Origin of the sequence: Craterilacuibacter sinensis (assembly GCF_009831765.1) — a bacterium.
Taxonomy (GTDB): domain Bacteria; phylum Pseudomonadota; class Gammaproteobacteria; order Burkholderiales; family Chromobacteriaceae; genus Craterilacuibacter; species Craterilacuibacter sinensis.
Genome location: NZ_WSSB01000002.1, coordinates 17,741 through 32,857, shown reverse-complemented (window position 1 = coordinate 32,857; position 15,117 = coordinate 17,741). Strand labels below are relative to the sequence as shown.

The 15,117-nt window shown below is 60.1% G+C and carries 16 protein-coding genes; 2 read left to right on the top strand and 14 right to left on the bottom strand.

Annotated elements, in window-relative coordinates; translation table 11 throughout:
• Nucleotides 1–85 precede the first annotated feature (85 nt).
• Complete coding sequence (locus GQF02_RS02690) at nt 86–553, top strand: GNAT family N-acetyltransferase (protein ID WP_160794679.1); 468 nt, start codon at nt 86–88, stop codon at nt 551–553.
• Here GQF02_RS02690 and GQF02_RS02685 read toward each other — a convergent pair.
• The 4 genes from GQF02_RS02685 to GQF02_RS02670 form a co-directional block, all read right to left on the bottom strand.
• The gene (locus GQF02_RS02685) at nt 531–1,430 is read right to left on the bottom strand and encodes an NAD(P)-dependent oxidoreductase (RefSeq protein WP_160794677.1); all 900 of its coding nucleotides are present in this window, start codon (nt 1,428–1,430) and stop codon (nt 531–533) included. The two genes, GQF02_RS02690 and GQF02_RS02685, sit on opposite strands and share 23 nt — an antisense overlap.
• Before the next feature lie 18 nt (nt 1,431–1,448).
• The gene (locus GQF02_RS02680) at nt 1,449–2,078 is read right to left on the bottom strand and encodes a YbhB/YbcL family Raf kinase inhibitor-like protein (protein ID WP_160794675.1); all 630 of its coding nucleotides are present in this window, start codon (nt 2,076–2,078) and stop codon (nt 1,449–1,451) included.
• An 18-nt stretch (nt 2,079–2,096) separates the two neighbouring features.
• Nucleotides 2,097–2,300 (bottom strand): hypothetical protein, encoded by a 204-nt coding sequence (locus GQF02_RS02675; RefSeq protein WP_160794673.1) that lies wholly within the window; start codon nt 2,298–2,300, stop codon nt 2,097–2,099.
• Nucleotides 2,301–2,385: 85 nt separating this feature from the next.
• A complete protein-coding gene (locus GQF02_RS02670) occupies nt 2,386–2,799 on the bottom strand; it encodes a hypothetical protein (protein ID WP_160794671.1) in 414 nt (137 codons plus the stop codon).
• A 117-nt stretch (nt 2,800–2,916) separates the two neighbouring features.
• On the opposite strand from GQF02_RS02670, the gene GQF02_RS02665 reads away from it, so the two are divergent.
• A complete protein-coding gene (locus tag GQF02_RS02665; protein WP_160794669.1) occupies nt 2,917–3,501 on the top strand; it encodes a phosphatase PAP2 family protein in 585 nt (194 codons plus the stop codon).
• A gap of 44 nt (nt 3,502–3,545) precedes the next feature.
• Here the strand turns inward: GQF02_RS02665 and GQF02_RS15780 are convergent, their stop codons facing one another.
• From GQF02_RS15780 to GQF02_RS02615, 10 genes are all read right to left on the bottom strand, one after another.
• Complete coding sequence (locus GQF02_RS15780) at nt 3,546–3,740, bottom strand: aquaporin (protein ID WP_220789303.1); 195 nt, start codon at nt 3,738–3,740, stop codon at nt 3,546–3,548.
• A gap of 215 nt (nt 3,741–3,955) precedes the next feature.
• Nucleotides 3,956–5,719, bottom strand: coding sequence for a solute:sodium symporter family transporter (locus GQF02_RS02655; RefSeq protein WP_160794667.1), 1,764 nt, complete (start codon nt 5,717–5,719; stop codon nt 3,956–3,958).
• Between the two features lie 436 nt (nt 5,720–6,155).
• A complete protein-coding gene (locus GQF02_RS02650) occupies nt 6,156–6,929 on the bottom strand; it encodes a sulfite exporter TauE/SafE family protein (protein WP_160794665.1) in 774 nt (257 codons plus the stop codon).
• Nucleotides 6,930–7,239: 310 nt separating this feature from the next.
• On the bottom strand, nt 7,240–8,304 hold the full coding sequence (locus tag GQF02_RS02645) for a LacI family DNA-binding transcriptional regulator (RefSeq protein ID WP_220789302.1): 1,065 nt from the start codon (nt 8,302–8,304) through the stop codon (nt 7,240–7,242).
• Between the two features lie 184 nt (nt 8,305–8,488).
• Nucleotides 8,489–9,274, bottom strand: coding sequence for an SDR family NAD(P)-dependent oxidoreductase (locus GQF02_RS02640; protein WP_160794663.1), 786 nt, complete (start codon nt 9,272–9,274; stop codon nt 8,489–8,491).
• A gap of 236 nt (nt 9,275–9,510) precedes the next feature.
• Complete coding sequence (locus GQF02_RS02635) at nt 9,511–11,526, bottom strand: alpha-glucosidase (protein WP_160794661.1); 2,016 nt, start codon at nt 11,524–11,526, stop codon at nt 9,511–9,513.
• A 51-nt stretch (nt 11,527–11,577) separates the two neighbouring features.
• Nucleotides 11,578–12,441: an NAD(P)-dependent oxidoreductase gene (locus GQF02_RS02630; protein ID WP_160794659.1), complete on the bottom strand. Its 864-nt coding sequence runs from the start codon at nt 12,439–12,441 to the stop codon at nt 11,578–11,580.
• Between the two features lie 59 nt (nt 12,442–12,500).
• Entirely contained in the window at nt 12,501–13,379 is an 879-nt protein-coding gene (locus GQF02_RS02625; protein ID WP_160794657.1) for an SMP-30/gluconolactonase/LRE family protein, read from the bottom strand.
• Nucleotides 13,376–14,278: an aldose 1-epimerase gene (locus GQF02_RS02620; RefSeq protein ID WP_160794655.1), complete on the bottom strand. Its 903-nt coding sequence runs from the start codon at nt 14,276–14,278 to the stop codon at nt 13,376–13,378. Before GQF02_RS02620 ends, GQF02_RS02625 begins: the two co-directional genes overlap by 4 nt.
• A 4-nt stretch (nt 14,279–14,282) precedes the next feature.
• Nucleotides 14,283–15,104 carry an HpcH/HpaI aldolase family protein gene (locus GQF02_RS02615; RefSeq protein WP_220789301.1) on the bottom strand — a complete coding sequence of 274 codons (822 nt, stop codon included), beginning with the start codon at nt 15,102–15,104 and terminating at the stop codon, nt 14,283–14,285.
• Nucleotides 15,105–15,117 lie beyond the last annotated feature (13 nt).

The window sequence follows — 15,117 nt, the reverse complement described above, 5'->3', positions numbered from 1 at the left end:
TTTTTTTGCGCCTGCTGCCCGGCCTGCTTGCGCTTGGCGCGGCTTGCTCCTAGCTTGTCAGCATCCGCACAAAGAGAGAGTCATCATGAGTCGGGATGTCAGAATTCGTCTGGCCGAGTCACAGGATATCGATGCCATCCTGCCGCTGTTTACTGCCTACCGGGTGTTCTATGGCTTAGAGCCGCGCACGGCAGACAGCTGGGCCTATCTGGCGGCGCGGCTGGCGGATGGCTCGGCCATGGTCTTGCTGGCCGAGGACGAGGAGGGCGAAGGGCTGGGGCTGGTGTTGATGTATCCGGGGTTTGATTCGCTGGCGCTGGCGCCAAGCTGGCTATTGTCCGACCTGTTTGTCGAGCCGGAAGCGCGCGGCCACGGCATTGCGCTGGCCTTGATGCAGGCGGCGCATGCTCTGGCCGCCGAGCGCGGCGCCGGCAGCATGCTGCTGGAAACCGCGCACGACAATCTGGCGGCACAGGCACTGTACCGCAAGCTGGGTTATGTGCGCGACAGCGTGTTCGGGCGCTATGCGCTCAAGCTGGCCCGGACGGATTGAGTGCCGAATTTGCCTGCGGCCAGTCGAACAGGCGCACCAGTGCACTGACATTGTCGCGGCCGAAGCCGCGGGCCTGGGCAATGGCCAGCACCTGATGGACGGCCTGACTGGTGGGCAGCTCGGCCTCCAGTACGCCTGCTGCCTCCAGCAGATAGCGGAAATCCTTTTCGAGCAGGTCCAGCGATAGCTGCGGTGCGAAGTTGCGTGCCAGCATCAGCCGTGCGCTGGCACAGACTGCCGGGCTGGCGATGGGGGTGGAGCTGATGATGTCCAGCGCCCGGTCCGGGTCGACGCCGGCCTTGGCCAGAAAGCCGAGAATCTCGGCCATGGCAGTCATCTGCGTACCCAGCAGCGCATTGAGCGCCAGTTTAAGCTGCGCGCCCTGACCGTTGCCGCCTACATGATGCACCACGCTGCCCATGGTCTTGAGTATGGGACGGGCGCGGCGGAAGGCGCTTTCCTGGCCGCCGACCAGATATACCAGTTGGCCGGTCTCGGCCTGACTGCGCGAGCCGGAGACGGGAGCATCCAGAAAATTGGTATGACCCAGCGCCTGAGACAACTCGTGTATCCACGCGGATGACAGCGTGCCGGACTCTATCGCCAGCACATCGTCCCCCAGGGCGGCCAGTGCGCCGGTTTTGGCGTCCAGCCACACGGCACGCGAGGCCGTGTCGTCACTAAGCATGGTAATCACCACATCGGCATCCTTGACCGCCGCGCGCGGCGTATCGGCCATATGGGCACCATGGTGTGCCAGCAGGCGGCGCTGCTCATCTGACCGGTCCCATACTGTCAGCGGGTAACCTGCCATCGCCAGCCGTCCGGCCATGCGCGAGCCCATGCCGCCCAGGCCGAGAAATGCGATTCTGCTCATTGTTCCGTTCCCCTGTTTTCAGCCGGCCAGTGCCGGGTTCAGGCTGTAACTGCCGGTCAGGCTGGCGCTGGCCAGCGTGTGGCGGGCGATCGCCGCCCGCACCGTCGCGCCGTCCGCGCGCTCGCCCAAACCGAGGCTGGGGGTGTCGAGCGCATACAGGGTGAACACATAGTGGTGCAACCGGGCATCGTTCCATGGCGGGCACGGGCCGTCATAGCCGTAGTAGTCGCCGGCCATGTCGGGGTTGCCGGCATTCCAGCCGGTGTAGTCATTGATGCCGTGACGCATGCCGCCCGGCGCGGCCGGCCCCGCCTTGCCGCCTACGGTCACGCCACGGCTATGGCTGCCTTCGGCAATGTCGTGGGTGGTTGCCGGGATATCCAGTAGCAGCCAGTGGAAAAAATCGGTACGCGGCAGATCGGCCGCGATGGTGCGGCCCTCTATGTTGACATCGGTGCCTATGCTGGGCACATCCGGGTCATGGCACACCAGCGCAAACGAGCGTGTACCTGCCGGTTCGCCTTGCCAGTGCAGATGCGGGTTGAGGTTGTCGGACAGAGCGATATGGCCGCTTGTCGCCGGCACGGCGAAGGCGTAGCGGCCGGGAATACGGGCGCCATCCTGAAAACTGCCGCTAAAGAGTTGCATGAAGGTCTCCTTGAGAATTCAGCCTTGCCGCAGCGGCGGCTCGTTGAACAGGGTTTTGTCGGCGTGCGCCAGCTGAAGACCCAAGGGCATGGCGGAATAACGGCGGATGGCGCGGATAACGCGCCCCAGGGCCTGCTCGGCCTCGCTCTCGTCGGCCGAGTATTGGCACATCGGCGTGACAATGATGCGGTTGGCCAGCATCAGCGTATCCAGCGTACTCATTCCGGCTCCATTCGCAACGGGCCCACTTCGCGGGCAATGAGTACCAGTCTAGACGCTGGCGCCACGCTTCACTGGCGCGATGGCGTCAGAACGGGCGCGGCCGTTTGCTGTTGGGGCCGCCCAGCTTGAAGTTGTCGTCCAGCACGCCATAGGCCAGCGGCGCCATGGCTTGCAGCGCCTCGGCTTGCGGCAGGCCGGCAAAAACCAGCTCGGCGTCAAGCAGATGCAGCGCGCGCCGTGCCGCAGTACACAGGCCGACGGCAATATCAAAATCGGCGCTGCTCAGCACCTTGCTGTTGCGCAGCTTCTTGGCGTAAACGCGACACATCTGGGCATATTTATAGGCCGGTTCGCGCGCCTCGAAACCGCCGTCCGTCTCGAACCCGTCAAAGGCCGAGATCACGGCATGGCAGGCGGCTTGTGCGCGCTCGAAGCGCTTGAGTGTCGCGGCCTGCATGGCCGCATCGGGTTGGGTGGAGCTTTTCTTTTTGCCGGCCATGGTACGGCCCTCGCTGAAATAAGATGGATAGGGCGCGATTGTAGTCGATGGCGGCCCTGCTCAGGAAACCGCGCCCACGGGTTTGCCTATTGCGGCAGACTGTCCCACCATGACCGCATGTGGCATACCCTGACCAACTTCGGCGACTCTGCCGTAATGATTCCCGCCGCGCTGGCCATCGGCCTGTGGCTGGCCCTGCGCCGCGCATGGAGCCAGTTCCTCGCCTGGTGGCTATTGCTGGGCGCAGGCAGCCTGCTGGTGTTGTCCAGCAAGTTGGCCTTTATCGGCTGGGGCATAGGCATCCCGGTCATCCGTTTTACCGGTTTCAGCGGCCATGCCTTTATGTCGGCCTCCACCCTGCCGGTGCTGGGTTATCTGCTGCTGGAAGGCTATCGATCCGGCCTTGGGCGTGCCGGAGTTCTGCTAGGTATGGGCGCGGCGCTGGCGGTAGCCGTTTCACGGGTGGTGGTCGGAGCGCATTCCCCGTCGGAGGTGATCAGCGGTTGTGCGCTGGGCCTGTGGGTCGCCGTCCTATTTCTGCGCATGCAGGGTAAGACCGGCCGGCCGCAGCAGACCGGCCTGATTATCGCAGTCTGCCTGCTGGTGGCTGCCGGTGCGTTGTTCGGCCTGCGTGCCCCTTCGCAGGACTTTATCACCCAGCTGGCGCTTTATCTGTCCGGCCATGCGCCTGCTGGCTGGTAGTGCCGCCAGCTTGGGTTCAATGCGAAATAGGGGGCAAAGCAGGATTAGCGTGGCAGGTGTGGCGAGATCAGCTTCAGGTAGAGCAGGGCACCGATCTGTGCGCCCAGTAGCGGACCCAGTACCGGTACCCACCAGTAATCGCTGACACGTCCGCCGTTGAAAGCGACAGAGTCCCAGCCGGCAAGTGCAATGAATAGCCGCGGACCCAAGTCGCGCGCCGGATACACCGGCGACGACATAGACCGCCAGCGCGATACCCAGTCCCCAGGTTAGCGAGATTTCCCACTGCCCCCCGACAGTTGCATGCCGGCAACGGCGCCCACTCCAAACAGAATAAGCAGTGCAGTGCCGATAAACTCGGCCAGACAGGCATCGGCAAGGCAGGGGCCTGCCGTTGCTGCCGGCAGGGTATCCGCTATATGTATCGTTTCCTTCATTGAATGGTGCGGAACGATCAGGCCGTTTCTATTGCCGGTGCCTGCATTGGTGCCGGGCTGCGGTCAAGACGGCGCAGATGCCGTACGGCGTATGCCAGGAACAGCAGCCAGAGCGTACCCATCAACATACCGTATGGCAGGCCGGGGCCGCCGACAGTGGCAAAGCCCAGTGGCGAGAACGTCAGGTACATCGAGATCAGCAGGCAGACGAGTAGCACGCTGGTCAGCTTGGCATAGCGCCATGGGCGCAGGTGTGCGGGCAGTTGTTCGCCATCGGCCAGACGGAAATCGATGGTTCCTGCCCGGCCATGGCGCGGCCAGAGCCAGCCACAGCCAGCGAGAATGAATGCATGCAGGGCAAACATCATGCCCATGATGTGGACGAAGTTGATTCCCAGACGCTTGTCGATATCAAAGCCGACAACCAGAATGCCGTACAGCAGGACATGCAGTATCAGCACCAGGCGGGCGCTCCATCCGGGAACACGCGGCAGGAAGAAGCCGGCCAGCACGATAGCGATAATCGGGATGTTATAGAAGCCGGTGACCCGGCGGATCATCATGTAGATGCCATCCGGCGCATACAGCATCAGCGGCGCGATAATCATCGAAACCAGCGCGAAGGCCGTGCCGGCAATCTTGCCGACGCGTACCAGCTCCGCATCGCTCGCCTGCGGGCGGAAAGCGCGGTGCCAGTCCATTGCAAACAAAGTCGCGGTACTGTTGACGATGGAGTTGAAATGGCTGATGACAGTGCCGAAAAAGGCGGCAATGAAGAAGCCGAGCAGCCACCACGGCATAACCAGCTTGATCAGTGCCGGATAGGCGAGATCGGGTCTGGAAAGGGAGTTTCCGAATAGATGGAAGGCAATCACGCCGGGTACCAGCATGACCAGCGGAACCAGAATTTTGACGAAACCGGTAAACAGAACGCCTTTCTGTCCTTCGGCCAGGTTTTTCGCAGCCAGTGTGCGCTGGATGGTCGACTGGTTGGTGCACCAGTAAAACAGGTTGGCGAAAATCATGCCGGTAAACAGGGTGCCGAAGGGCACGCGGCTGGTTTCATCGCCGATAGCATTGAGTTTTTCCGGCTGGCTGGCGACCAGAGTGTTGAGTCCTTCTGCCATCGAGCCGTCGCCCAGAGCGATCAGTCCGAGGATAGGAACCGTAAGGCTGGCCAGCAATAATACGACGCCATTGATGCTATCCGAAATGGCGACGGCACGCAGGCCGCCGAATACGGCATAGGCTGCGCCCACGCCGCCCATGATCCAGACCAGAATCCAGATCATTGTTTCATGTCCGACGCCGATGGCGCTGTGGATATTGAAAACTTCATCCAGCGAGAGGGCCCCCAGATACAGGGCGACCGGGTTCGCAACCAGTGTATAGCCGAGGATGAACATGCCGCTTACCAGCCGGCGTGTTGTGGTGTCGTAGCGCGATTCCAGATATTCCGGAAGGGTTGTGAAGCCGCCCTTGAGGTAACGGGGCAGGAAGAACATGGCCAGCATGATGGTGGCGAGTGCCGCCGTGCTCTCCCAGGCCATGGAGCTGAGGTTGTCGGCGTAGGATTGGCCGTTAAGGCCGACAAGCTGTTCTGCCGAAAGATTGGTCAGCAGCATCGAACCGCAGATAAACCAGCCGGTCAGGCCGCGACCTGCCATGAAATAGCCGGCGGCTCCCGTGTCTTTGGCTTGGCTCGTCAAGCGAGAAGAAAACCACGCCACGCCCAGAGTGAAAAGCAGGAATGTTGCCAGTGCAAACAATGATTCGGTCATTCCAGGTTCCGTTTCTTTATCGTAGCGCAATGATATTTGTGTCGGGATTGGTTGTCGATTGAATGTGAGCAAAAAGTATCATTTTTTTGCTTCAGGTCAATTTGTGGTGTTACTTCGAGTGCCGCACGTCTGTGGTTTGTGTCGAGATTTTCTGTGTTTTGTCTTGTAACATATTGTTTTTTTGGTTTTTATTCGAATTGTGTTTTTATATTAAGCGGATGTTTTTGGCGGGAAATTTTAATTTATTATTATTAATAGCTTAAATAATAGCGCTTTTATATTGATTGGTATTTATTGAGCGAAATGCTGATGTGGCAGGCACCGCGATCATTGGCGGAGAGGGGATAAAAGAAGGCGGGAGAGGGGTCAATGCCCTATTTTCCATTTGGAAAATCAGCTGCCATCCGGATGGATGGCAGCTGAAAACGGGGAAGGGTTACAGGCCCAAAGCACCCTTGACTAGCATGATGCCAGAGGCAAGCAGCAGTGCGAATACGAGCTTCTTGAATTTTTCTGCCGGGATACGCTTATGCACCATATTACCGATCAGAGAACCAGCGATCATGAACGGGATGGATAGCACAAGCATTTTTAACACGTTAATGGTCAGCAAGCCGCTGCCGAACAGGCCGCCGACAATGGCGATGTTGTTTGCGGTAAAGAAGGCATTGAGCGTGCCGCGGAAGGCGCTTGGAGCCAGGTCGCGCAGCGTGCCGTACAGCACAACTGGCGGGCCGTTGGTCGAGAATGCTGCACCCAAGCCACCGGCGAGCAGGCCGAATGGGCCCGCAATCCATTCCTTGTCATACTTGGGCATCTTGGGGGCGAAGATGCAGTACAGCGCATAAATGATCAGGAATACGCCCAAGCCGCCCTTCATCATATAGTCGGGCGCATTTTTCAGGATGTACAGGCCGACCGGGATACCGGCAAAAGAGAAACCGATCAGAACCGCTGCCGATTTCCAGTTTACCTGCTTGCGGTCGAGGATGGTTGCGTAAAGGGCGGTTGAAGTGCCGACGATTACGCTGATCGGGGTGGCCATCTGCACCGGCAGCAGCATGGTGACCAGTGGCATGGTAGTGAGCGCCCCGCCGAAGCCGGCGCAAATGCCGACAAAGGTGTACATGAACATCAGTGCTGCGGCGGTGAGGACGGCGCTGGTGGCCAGCAGGCTGCCATCCGGCAGGAACACGGTGAGCATTTCCATAATGGATCTCGCTGTTTTGAGTTGAAAAAGTCGCACTTATCGAGATAAAGGACTTTGGCTGGTGAACCCCTTAAATCGCAGCGCTTCGATATTTATTCATAATAGCGCTGCGAAAGAGTGCTATCAATTGAATAATGAGAAAAATGTGTGGAAAATAACCAAAATTTGCTGAATATCAAACTTTATGTCTGCAGGAGGCGCAGGGGTATTGCAGCTTGGTGGCGTTTTGTGTCACAGCGCTATGTAGCTGTTAACATGGGCTGTGGATAAGATGATCCCCCAAAGATGATAGAGGGGGATCTGACCTGCTTCAGATGATACGGGTGGTATTGCGCGGGATAAGTTCGAAACCGACGTCGATGGCTTGTTCCGGCCACTCGTGACTATCTTGCGATTCGCAGCGCTCGATCAGGATCTCCATCAGTCTGCGGCCAATCTGCTGGCGATGCGGGCGGATGGTGGTCAGGGGCGGGATAGTGCACTCTGCGAAATCGAGGTCGCCAAAGCCGACAACCGACAGGCGCTCCGGCACCCGGATGCCGCGGCGTTGTGCTTCGAGCAAAACGCCCAGTGCCAGCGAATCGTTGGAACAGATCACGCCGTCGATCAGCGGATCGCTGGCCATGGCTGCGGCTATGGCCTTGCCGGCCTCCTGGACGATATGTTCGTTGTTGGGCAGGTCGATGATGCACGGCGCATGGCGGCCGCTTGCCGAGGCTGCTGCGGCATAGCCTTCAGCGCGGTAGCGCGCACGATGGTCGACATCGAGCCGGACGCCCAGATAGATCACGCGCTGGCAGCCGCCCTGGTGTAGGTGCTGAAGGGCGGTGCGGCCGACTGCCGCGTTGTCAAAGCCGACTTGCAAGCCCAGGCTGGGAGAGCCCAGATCCCACATCTGCCCGACAGGAATGCCTGCCGACGCCAGCATGCCCTGTGTATTTTCCGTATGGTCACATCCTGTGAGGACGACGCCGGCAGGCGACCATTCCAGAAAGGTGCGTACCAGTTCCTCTTCCCGCTTGAGGTCATATTCTGAATTGGCCAGCAGCAGGTTGTAGCCCGCCTTTTCGCTGATCGACTGCATCGCCTCGACCGTGCGCGCGAAGAAGCTGTTGGCGATGGAGGGGATGACAACAGCAATGGTACGGCTTCTGGCTGCAGCCAGGCTGCCGGCAATGCGGTTCGGGACATAGTGCAGTGTGTCGATAGCCTGCTTGACCTTGTCGCGCAGTTTTTCGGAAACGGCCTCGGGGCGGCGCAGGTAGAGGGAAACCGTGCTGGGGGAGACGTCCGCCAGGTGGGCGACATCAAGCATGGTGGCGCGCTGGGTGTTGCGGCGTGCTCGGGATTTGGGTTTGCTGTTTGGCTCCATCATTTTTGATTCCATTCGGGGCGGCCCGGAGTGCTTTGAGATGCGGTTTTTATTGGAGTAATGTCGTACGTGGTACGTGCTATTTTGCGCATATCTTAGCGCAATGATGCATTGCCCGCCCATCTGTCCATATAAAAACGGCCGGCATCCTCAGCGAGGGCCGGCCGTTGCTTATGGAGGGCGTGTCTTACTGGATGGACAAGCCTGCGTCGACTACAAAATTCTGGCCAGTGCAGCCACGGCTTTCATCCGAGGCGAGGAACAGGGCCAGGCGAGCGCAGTCAGTGGCATCGAGGCGGAATTTCAGCATTTGCTGGTCGATAAACAGTTGATTAGCCTGCTCGAAACCCTCGGGGTTGCCGGCCCACATGGCATCCTGGCGTGCGGTACGGATTGCACCCGGTACCAGCGAGTTTACACGGATGCCCTTCACGCCCAGCTCGCGCGCCATGGTGCGGGTCATGCCGTTGATGGCTGCTTTCGGTGTGGTGTAGCACACCATGCCCGGGCGACCGCGCATCCAGGAAATCGAGCCCATGTTGATAATGGTGCCGCCGCCATTTTTTTCCATGATCGGTACGACAGCCTGGGCTGCGAAGAACTGGTGGCGCAAGTTGGTGTTAAAGCGCTCATCCCAGTATTCCGGGGTCACGTCCATCATGTCGTGGCGGTCATCGCGTGCGGCATTGTTGAACAGTGCATCAATGCGGCCCCATTTGGCCTCTACATTCTTGATGCAGGTGCGCAACAGTTCGATATCGCGTACATCGCAGAACTGGAAGTAGACATTCTCGGTATTGAGCGAGGCGACCAGCTGCTCGGCGGTTTCGCGGTCAAAGTCGATGAAGGCAACCTTGGAGCCCTGCTGCAGGAAGGCTTCCACGTAGGCGGCACCGATGCCGGACGCGCCACCGGAGATGAAGATCACCTTGTCTTTGAGCGAGGCGTACATGGCAGATTCGTAGGTTTTCATGCGGGGACTCCTGTATTGATCATTCCTGATATTTCGTAGCGCTTCGATTTGTGTTGCAATAATAGCGCTATGATTTGATCGGAGCAAGGGACATGGATGCCGAACTACCCATAAATTGACTTGGGTCAGTTTTTTGCGCTTGTGTCAGGCCGGTGCATGTGTGGTGTCTGGCAAGCCGCTTCACGAATGAAAAAGCGCCCGCATGGGGCGCTTGATGCTGGTGCCGGTTGCCACCCTTAAAGTGCAGCCAGTTCTGAAAACAGTTCGGCCCAGCGGCTGTGTGCCCGGTAAAAGACTGGCGGCTGGCCGATCGGCGCGGGGAGGGTGATGCGCTGGCCGCCGGTGATCTTGCGCCCGCTCCAGACGTGCACCCAGTCTTCTCCTGCCGGCAGATAGCTGGTCCACTCGGCGACGCCCGGTTTGTGCACCGGTGCGACCAGCAGATCCGGGCCGTACATGTACTGCTCCTGGTTGGCGTAGGTTTCCGGGTCATGCTCGAAATGCAACAGCATTGCGCGCTGGACCGGATAGCCCTTGTCCGCAGCTTCGGCGGACAACTGTTTCAGGTAGGGCGCCAGATGGCAGTAGATGCGGGTCATGCGGGCGAAATGGGCGAGGGTGGCCGCATCGTGGTCGAACTGGAAGTTCTCTCCGGGGCGGTTGCTTTCATGGGTACGCATCACCGGGGTGAAGGCGGCCATTTCCGCCCAGCGTTCGAACAGTTCCTTACTGCGGCGGTTGCCGAAGAGCGAGGTATAGCCGCCGATATCGCTGTGGTGGTAGGCATTGCCCAGCATGCCCGAAGACAGTGCGCCGGAGATTACGGTGACGAGGCCATCGTGGCGGCTCCAGTCCACACTCTGGTCACCTGCCCACAATAGCGGACAGTAGCGCTGTGTGCCGGTGTAGCCGGCACGCATGAAGTACAGAGCCTCGCCGGTCTGGCCGGCGGCCTCGACTGCGTCGGCATTGCACTTGGCCCACAGCACAGGCCAGGCATTGTGCATCAGCTTGGCATCCACACCGTTGGCGAGGCGCACATTGTCCGTAGGCAGGTACTCGCCAAAATCGGCCATCCATCCCTTGATGCCCATCTCCAGCATGTTTTTGCGGATCACCGTGTCGCCATACCATTGGGCGGCTTCCGGCAGGGTCAGGTCGATGATGCCGCAGTGAAACTCGCCGAAATCGACCAGCGCGGTCTTGCCACTATCATCCAGCGCCAGGTAGCCCTTCTCTTCGGCGATGGGGAAGAGAGCGCCGTCACTGCACAGATGGGGGGTGGCATAGGCCATAAAGGCAATGCCGCGCGCTTCCAGTTCACGGATCTTCTGCGGCAGGTTGGGGTAGCGCGCCTGATGGTCCTGCCAGCTCCAGTCCCAGAACAGGCGTGAGCCGAAGCTGGTCTGGCGCAGTCCGCACCAGTCCTCGCTCCACACGGCAGACACCTTGATGCCATGGTTGAGAGCATTGTCGAGGCGGGTGAAGGTATTGGTTTCGCCGCCCTTCAGGCCGAGGATGGCACCCTTGTAGACCCACTCGGGTAGCTTAGGCTGGCGCCCGAAGCGCTCGGACAGTTTGCTGACCAGGTCGAGGAAAGTCTTGCCGCTGCGGATTTCCAGCGCGTCCGGAACCGCCCACACCTGCAGTTCGTGGAAATGTTCGTGGCGGAAATCGAAGTCGGCATAGGCGGTGGTTTCGATATGGGCCGCGTACCTGCGCGAGGAGATGAAGGTCGGTTGCGGGTAGTTGGTGTGGTAGTAGTCCCCGCCGGCCTTGCCCGTCACATCGGATTTGAAGGTGATTTCGGTCGATTTGTCGCGACCGACGCCAGGCTCGGAGGTCCACAGCGGGAAGTGGCGGCCGCGCAGGTCGAAGTAGGACATCTGCTCGCCACAGCCCCAGACATGTTCCTGCTTCTGTGCCGGCAGGCGCAGCCAGAAACGGTTGAGCCGGGGGTCGTGCGTCTCGAACGTGAATTTGAAATCGTCGCCGTCGATCTTGAGCGTAGCCGTGAGTAGTGCCGTCTGGTCTGGAGCCGTGGACAGGGCGATCCGGTTGCCCTCGATCCGGGCATGAGTCAGGGCGATACGCGACTCGAGGTAGTCTTCGATGTCGAAATTGCCACGGTACATCTCGATTTTCTCGATGCCGCAGCCAACGAAGAAGGCCGGAGAGCCGGCCTTGTGGAGAAACAGTTGCTGTGTGTCGTGGCGGATTTCGAAGCCGCCGTCGAAGGCGATGAGTTGCATGCCATAACCTTTCGGAAAAACCGGGCTGCGGCGGACGCAGCCCGGCAAACATCAGTGCGCGCGCAGCTTGACAGCCTTGATGGAAGCGCAGAAGTCTTCGCGCCCCATGCTGTTTTCGATGGCGAAGTTGTAGACGCTCTGGCAGTTGAGTACGCCCGGCAGCTTCAGGCCTTTAGGCTCGGCCATGCGAACCATGCAGTCGATGTCCTTGCCCATGTTTTCCAGCGAGAAGGCGGTGGTGTAATCCTCGGCCTTCAGCGCATTCAGTTTGCTGGTCAGGTAGAAGTTGCTGGCGCCGCCATAGGATACGGCCGTCGCGAAGTCTGCAGTAGAGATGCCGAACTCGTGGGCAACGGTCAGCATTTCGTTGACACCGTTCTGGATCTCGGCAACCAACACATTGTGTGCCAGCTTCATCACCAGGCCGCGGCCGTTGTCACCCAGATGGATGATGTTGTTGCCCATGCAGGCGAGGATGGGCTGGACCTGTTCGAAGCTGGCCTTGTCGCCACCTACATAGATGCCCAGCGTGCCTTCCTTGGCTGCCGGTACGCTCTTGACTACCGGTGCGTCAAGCATGATGGCGCCGGTCTTGGCAGCCAGTGCGGACAGTTCGACCGAAACCGCCACGTCGATGGTCGACATGTCGATCAGGATCTGGCCTGCGCGGGCAACCGGCAGCAGTTCGCGGTATACCGCTTGTACATGCTCGGATTTCGGCACCATCGAGATCACCACATCGCAGGTCTCGCCTACTTCGCGGATGGAGGCGGCGGCAGTCGCACCGGCAGCGGTCAGGATGGCAACCTTGGCCGGGTCAAGGTCGAATACGGATACCGGGTGGCCGGATTTTTTTACCAGGTTGAGGCTCATCGCTTCGCCCATCAGTCCCAGACCGATAAAACCTATTTTCATTTGTTTGCTCCTCTAAATTAAATTCGGTGCGGTGGCGCCTTGGGCGCCACCTGAATCCATCAGCCGCGGTACAGCGGCTCAGGCCGGCCGGCAACGTTCACGCGCACGGCAAATACATTGCCGGATAGCGGGTATTCGGCCAGCTCTTCCGCGCTGCGGTTTTCACGGCTGGAGGTGATGTAAAGCGTCTTGAGATCGGGGCCGCCGAAAGCCACCATGGTCGGCCAGCGTACCGGCAGCTTGATTTCGTCTACCGTCTCGCCGGTTTCCGGGTGGATGCGCAGCACGCGGCCGCCATCGAACATCGCGGTCCAGTAATAGCCTTCGCTGTCGAAAGCCGCGCCATCCGGACGGCCGCCGGTTCCGCGCTCGAATTCGCGCAATACTTCGCGCTCGCCGATGTTGCCGTCGGCGTCGACCGGATAGCGGTACAGCACATGGTTAGGCGTGTCGGTGTGGAACATCCACTTGCCATCCGGGCTGAAGCCCAGACCGTTGGAGACCAGCACATCGCCGGCCATCACTTCGCATTCGCCCGTGGGCTTGACGCGGACCAGCTTGCCGCCCTTGTGGTCACGCGGCTCCCAGATGGTGCCAGCCCAGAAGTTGCCGGAGAGGTCGACATGGCCGTCGTTGAAGCGGCTCTTGCTGTGGTCGGTCGGATTGTCGCCGACCTGCTTTTCGATATTGCCTTCGGCGTCGGTCAGGAAGATCCCGTTACGCAGGGCCACGATAAAGCCGCCGTTTTCACGCAGGCCAAAACAGCCGATATGCGCCGGCATGGGGTAGACCCGGTTTTCGCCGGTGGCCGGATCGAAGCGGTTCAGGGCCGGAGCCAGAATGTCGACCCAGTAAAACACCTGCTCGCGCTCGGACCAGATGGCGCACTCGCCCAGATGGGCTTGTGCGTTGAGTACGGATTCAACCTGATAGCTCATGCTGCATTCCTTTCTATAGTCAGGCGCATCGTGACTTCGAGTGTTGCGCCTGCGGCGATTTCCTTGATGCCATGAATGGCAGGGTTGCTCATATTGATGGCATTGTTGGCATGGCTGACCGGCTCGACCGCGAAAAAGTCCGCCGGCGCTGCCGGGGTGAACACCACCAGGTGTCCCAGCTCTTCGCTGGCGCTCATGCGGATGGCCATGTTGCTGCCTGGCCATGCGATGCGTGCTTCGCCGTGCCACATCGCGAAGCAGTTATCCAGACCCGGCTGGCCCAGAGGGCGGGCTTGCCGGTAGTCCCATTTGGCCGGTATGGCCTCCAGGGCGCACGGCAGGGCATGTTCGTCCATCTTCCATACACCGTCGGCGCTGAATTCCAGTGTCGCGTCCCGTCCATCCAGCGTGCGCGGGAAGAAGGGATGCCAGCCCAGCCCGACCGGCACCACGCTGTCGGCAAGGTTATGGTAGGCCAGCGTGACCGTCAGGCTGCTGGCGGTCAGGGTGAAGGTCTGTGTCGCATCAAATGCCCAGGGCCAGTCATCGGCACCATCCTGTTCGGGGCGGTGTGCCAGGCGCATGATGGCGGAGGCATCCGCGGTCTGCTCCAGCGTCCACTCGCGCTGCCAGCCCAGGCCATGCAGCGGATGGGGATGGTCGCCGAAGTTCAGCCGCAGCGACTGTGCCTTGCCGCCAAAATCGAAGCGGCCGTTGGCGATGCGGTTGGAGTAGGGAATCAGCGGATAGCTGGCCATGCGGCGTACGCTGGCCTCGCCATTCCATTCACGCAGCAGCGGGATGCCGGCCGCGCTGAAACCCGCCAGCCCGCCGCCGAGCGACGGGCACAAGCAGACTTCAAGGTCGCCATTTTTAAGGGTGGTCAGCGCGGGCGTCATGTTCTTAGTACACCCCGCCGGCAGCTTGTTGCTGCTTTTCGCCGCGTACGGCAGCGATCTGCTCTTTGGCACGGGCCAGCAACATGCTCATGTCGGAACCGATGGCAACAAAGTCGTAACCCAGTTCGATCGCCCAACGCACCATTTCCGGGTTGCCCAGTACGATGCCGCATGGCTTGCCTGCCGCGTGTACCGCATCCACACCGGTCTTGAGCGCGTGACGCACATCTTCATTGGCGATGTTGCCCAGATAGCCCATATTGGCCGACAGGTCGCCCGGGCCGATAAAGACGGCATCCACGCCTTCAACCGCCGCGATGGCAGGAATGTTAGCCAATGCTTCAGGTGTTTCGATCTGCATGATGGTGCAAACCGAATCGTTGGCTGTTTTCAGGTAGTTGGGGATCGCGCCATAGCGGCTGGCGCGGTGCACTGCGGCGCAGCCGCGGGTGCCGCCATTGCCATCCAGCGGGTAACGGGTCGATGCGACCGCGCTACGTGCTTCATCTGCATTCTGGATGAACGGGAACATCAGCGTGGTTGCACCGCCGTCCAGCAAGCGTTTGACGATGATAGGGTCGTTCCACGGCAGACGGACCACAATCTGGCCACCCTTGGTCGGCGTGCCTTCCAGTGCGCGCATGATGGTGACCGCATCGGCCGAATCGACCGGTACGTGTTCCATGTCGAGCACCAGGAAGTCGAAACCGGCAAAACCCATCGCTTCGGATACCTGTGCGCTGTGGGTCATCATCCAGGTGCCCAGCGGAACCGGCTTGCGGCGTTCTTGCATCCAGGCCTTGAATTGGTTAAGGGGAAGGTTCATCAGTCTCTCCAAA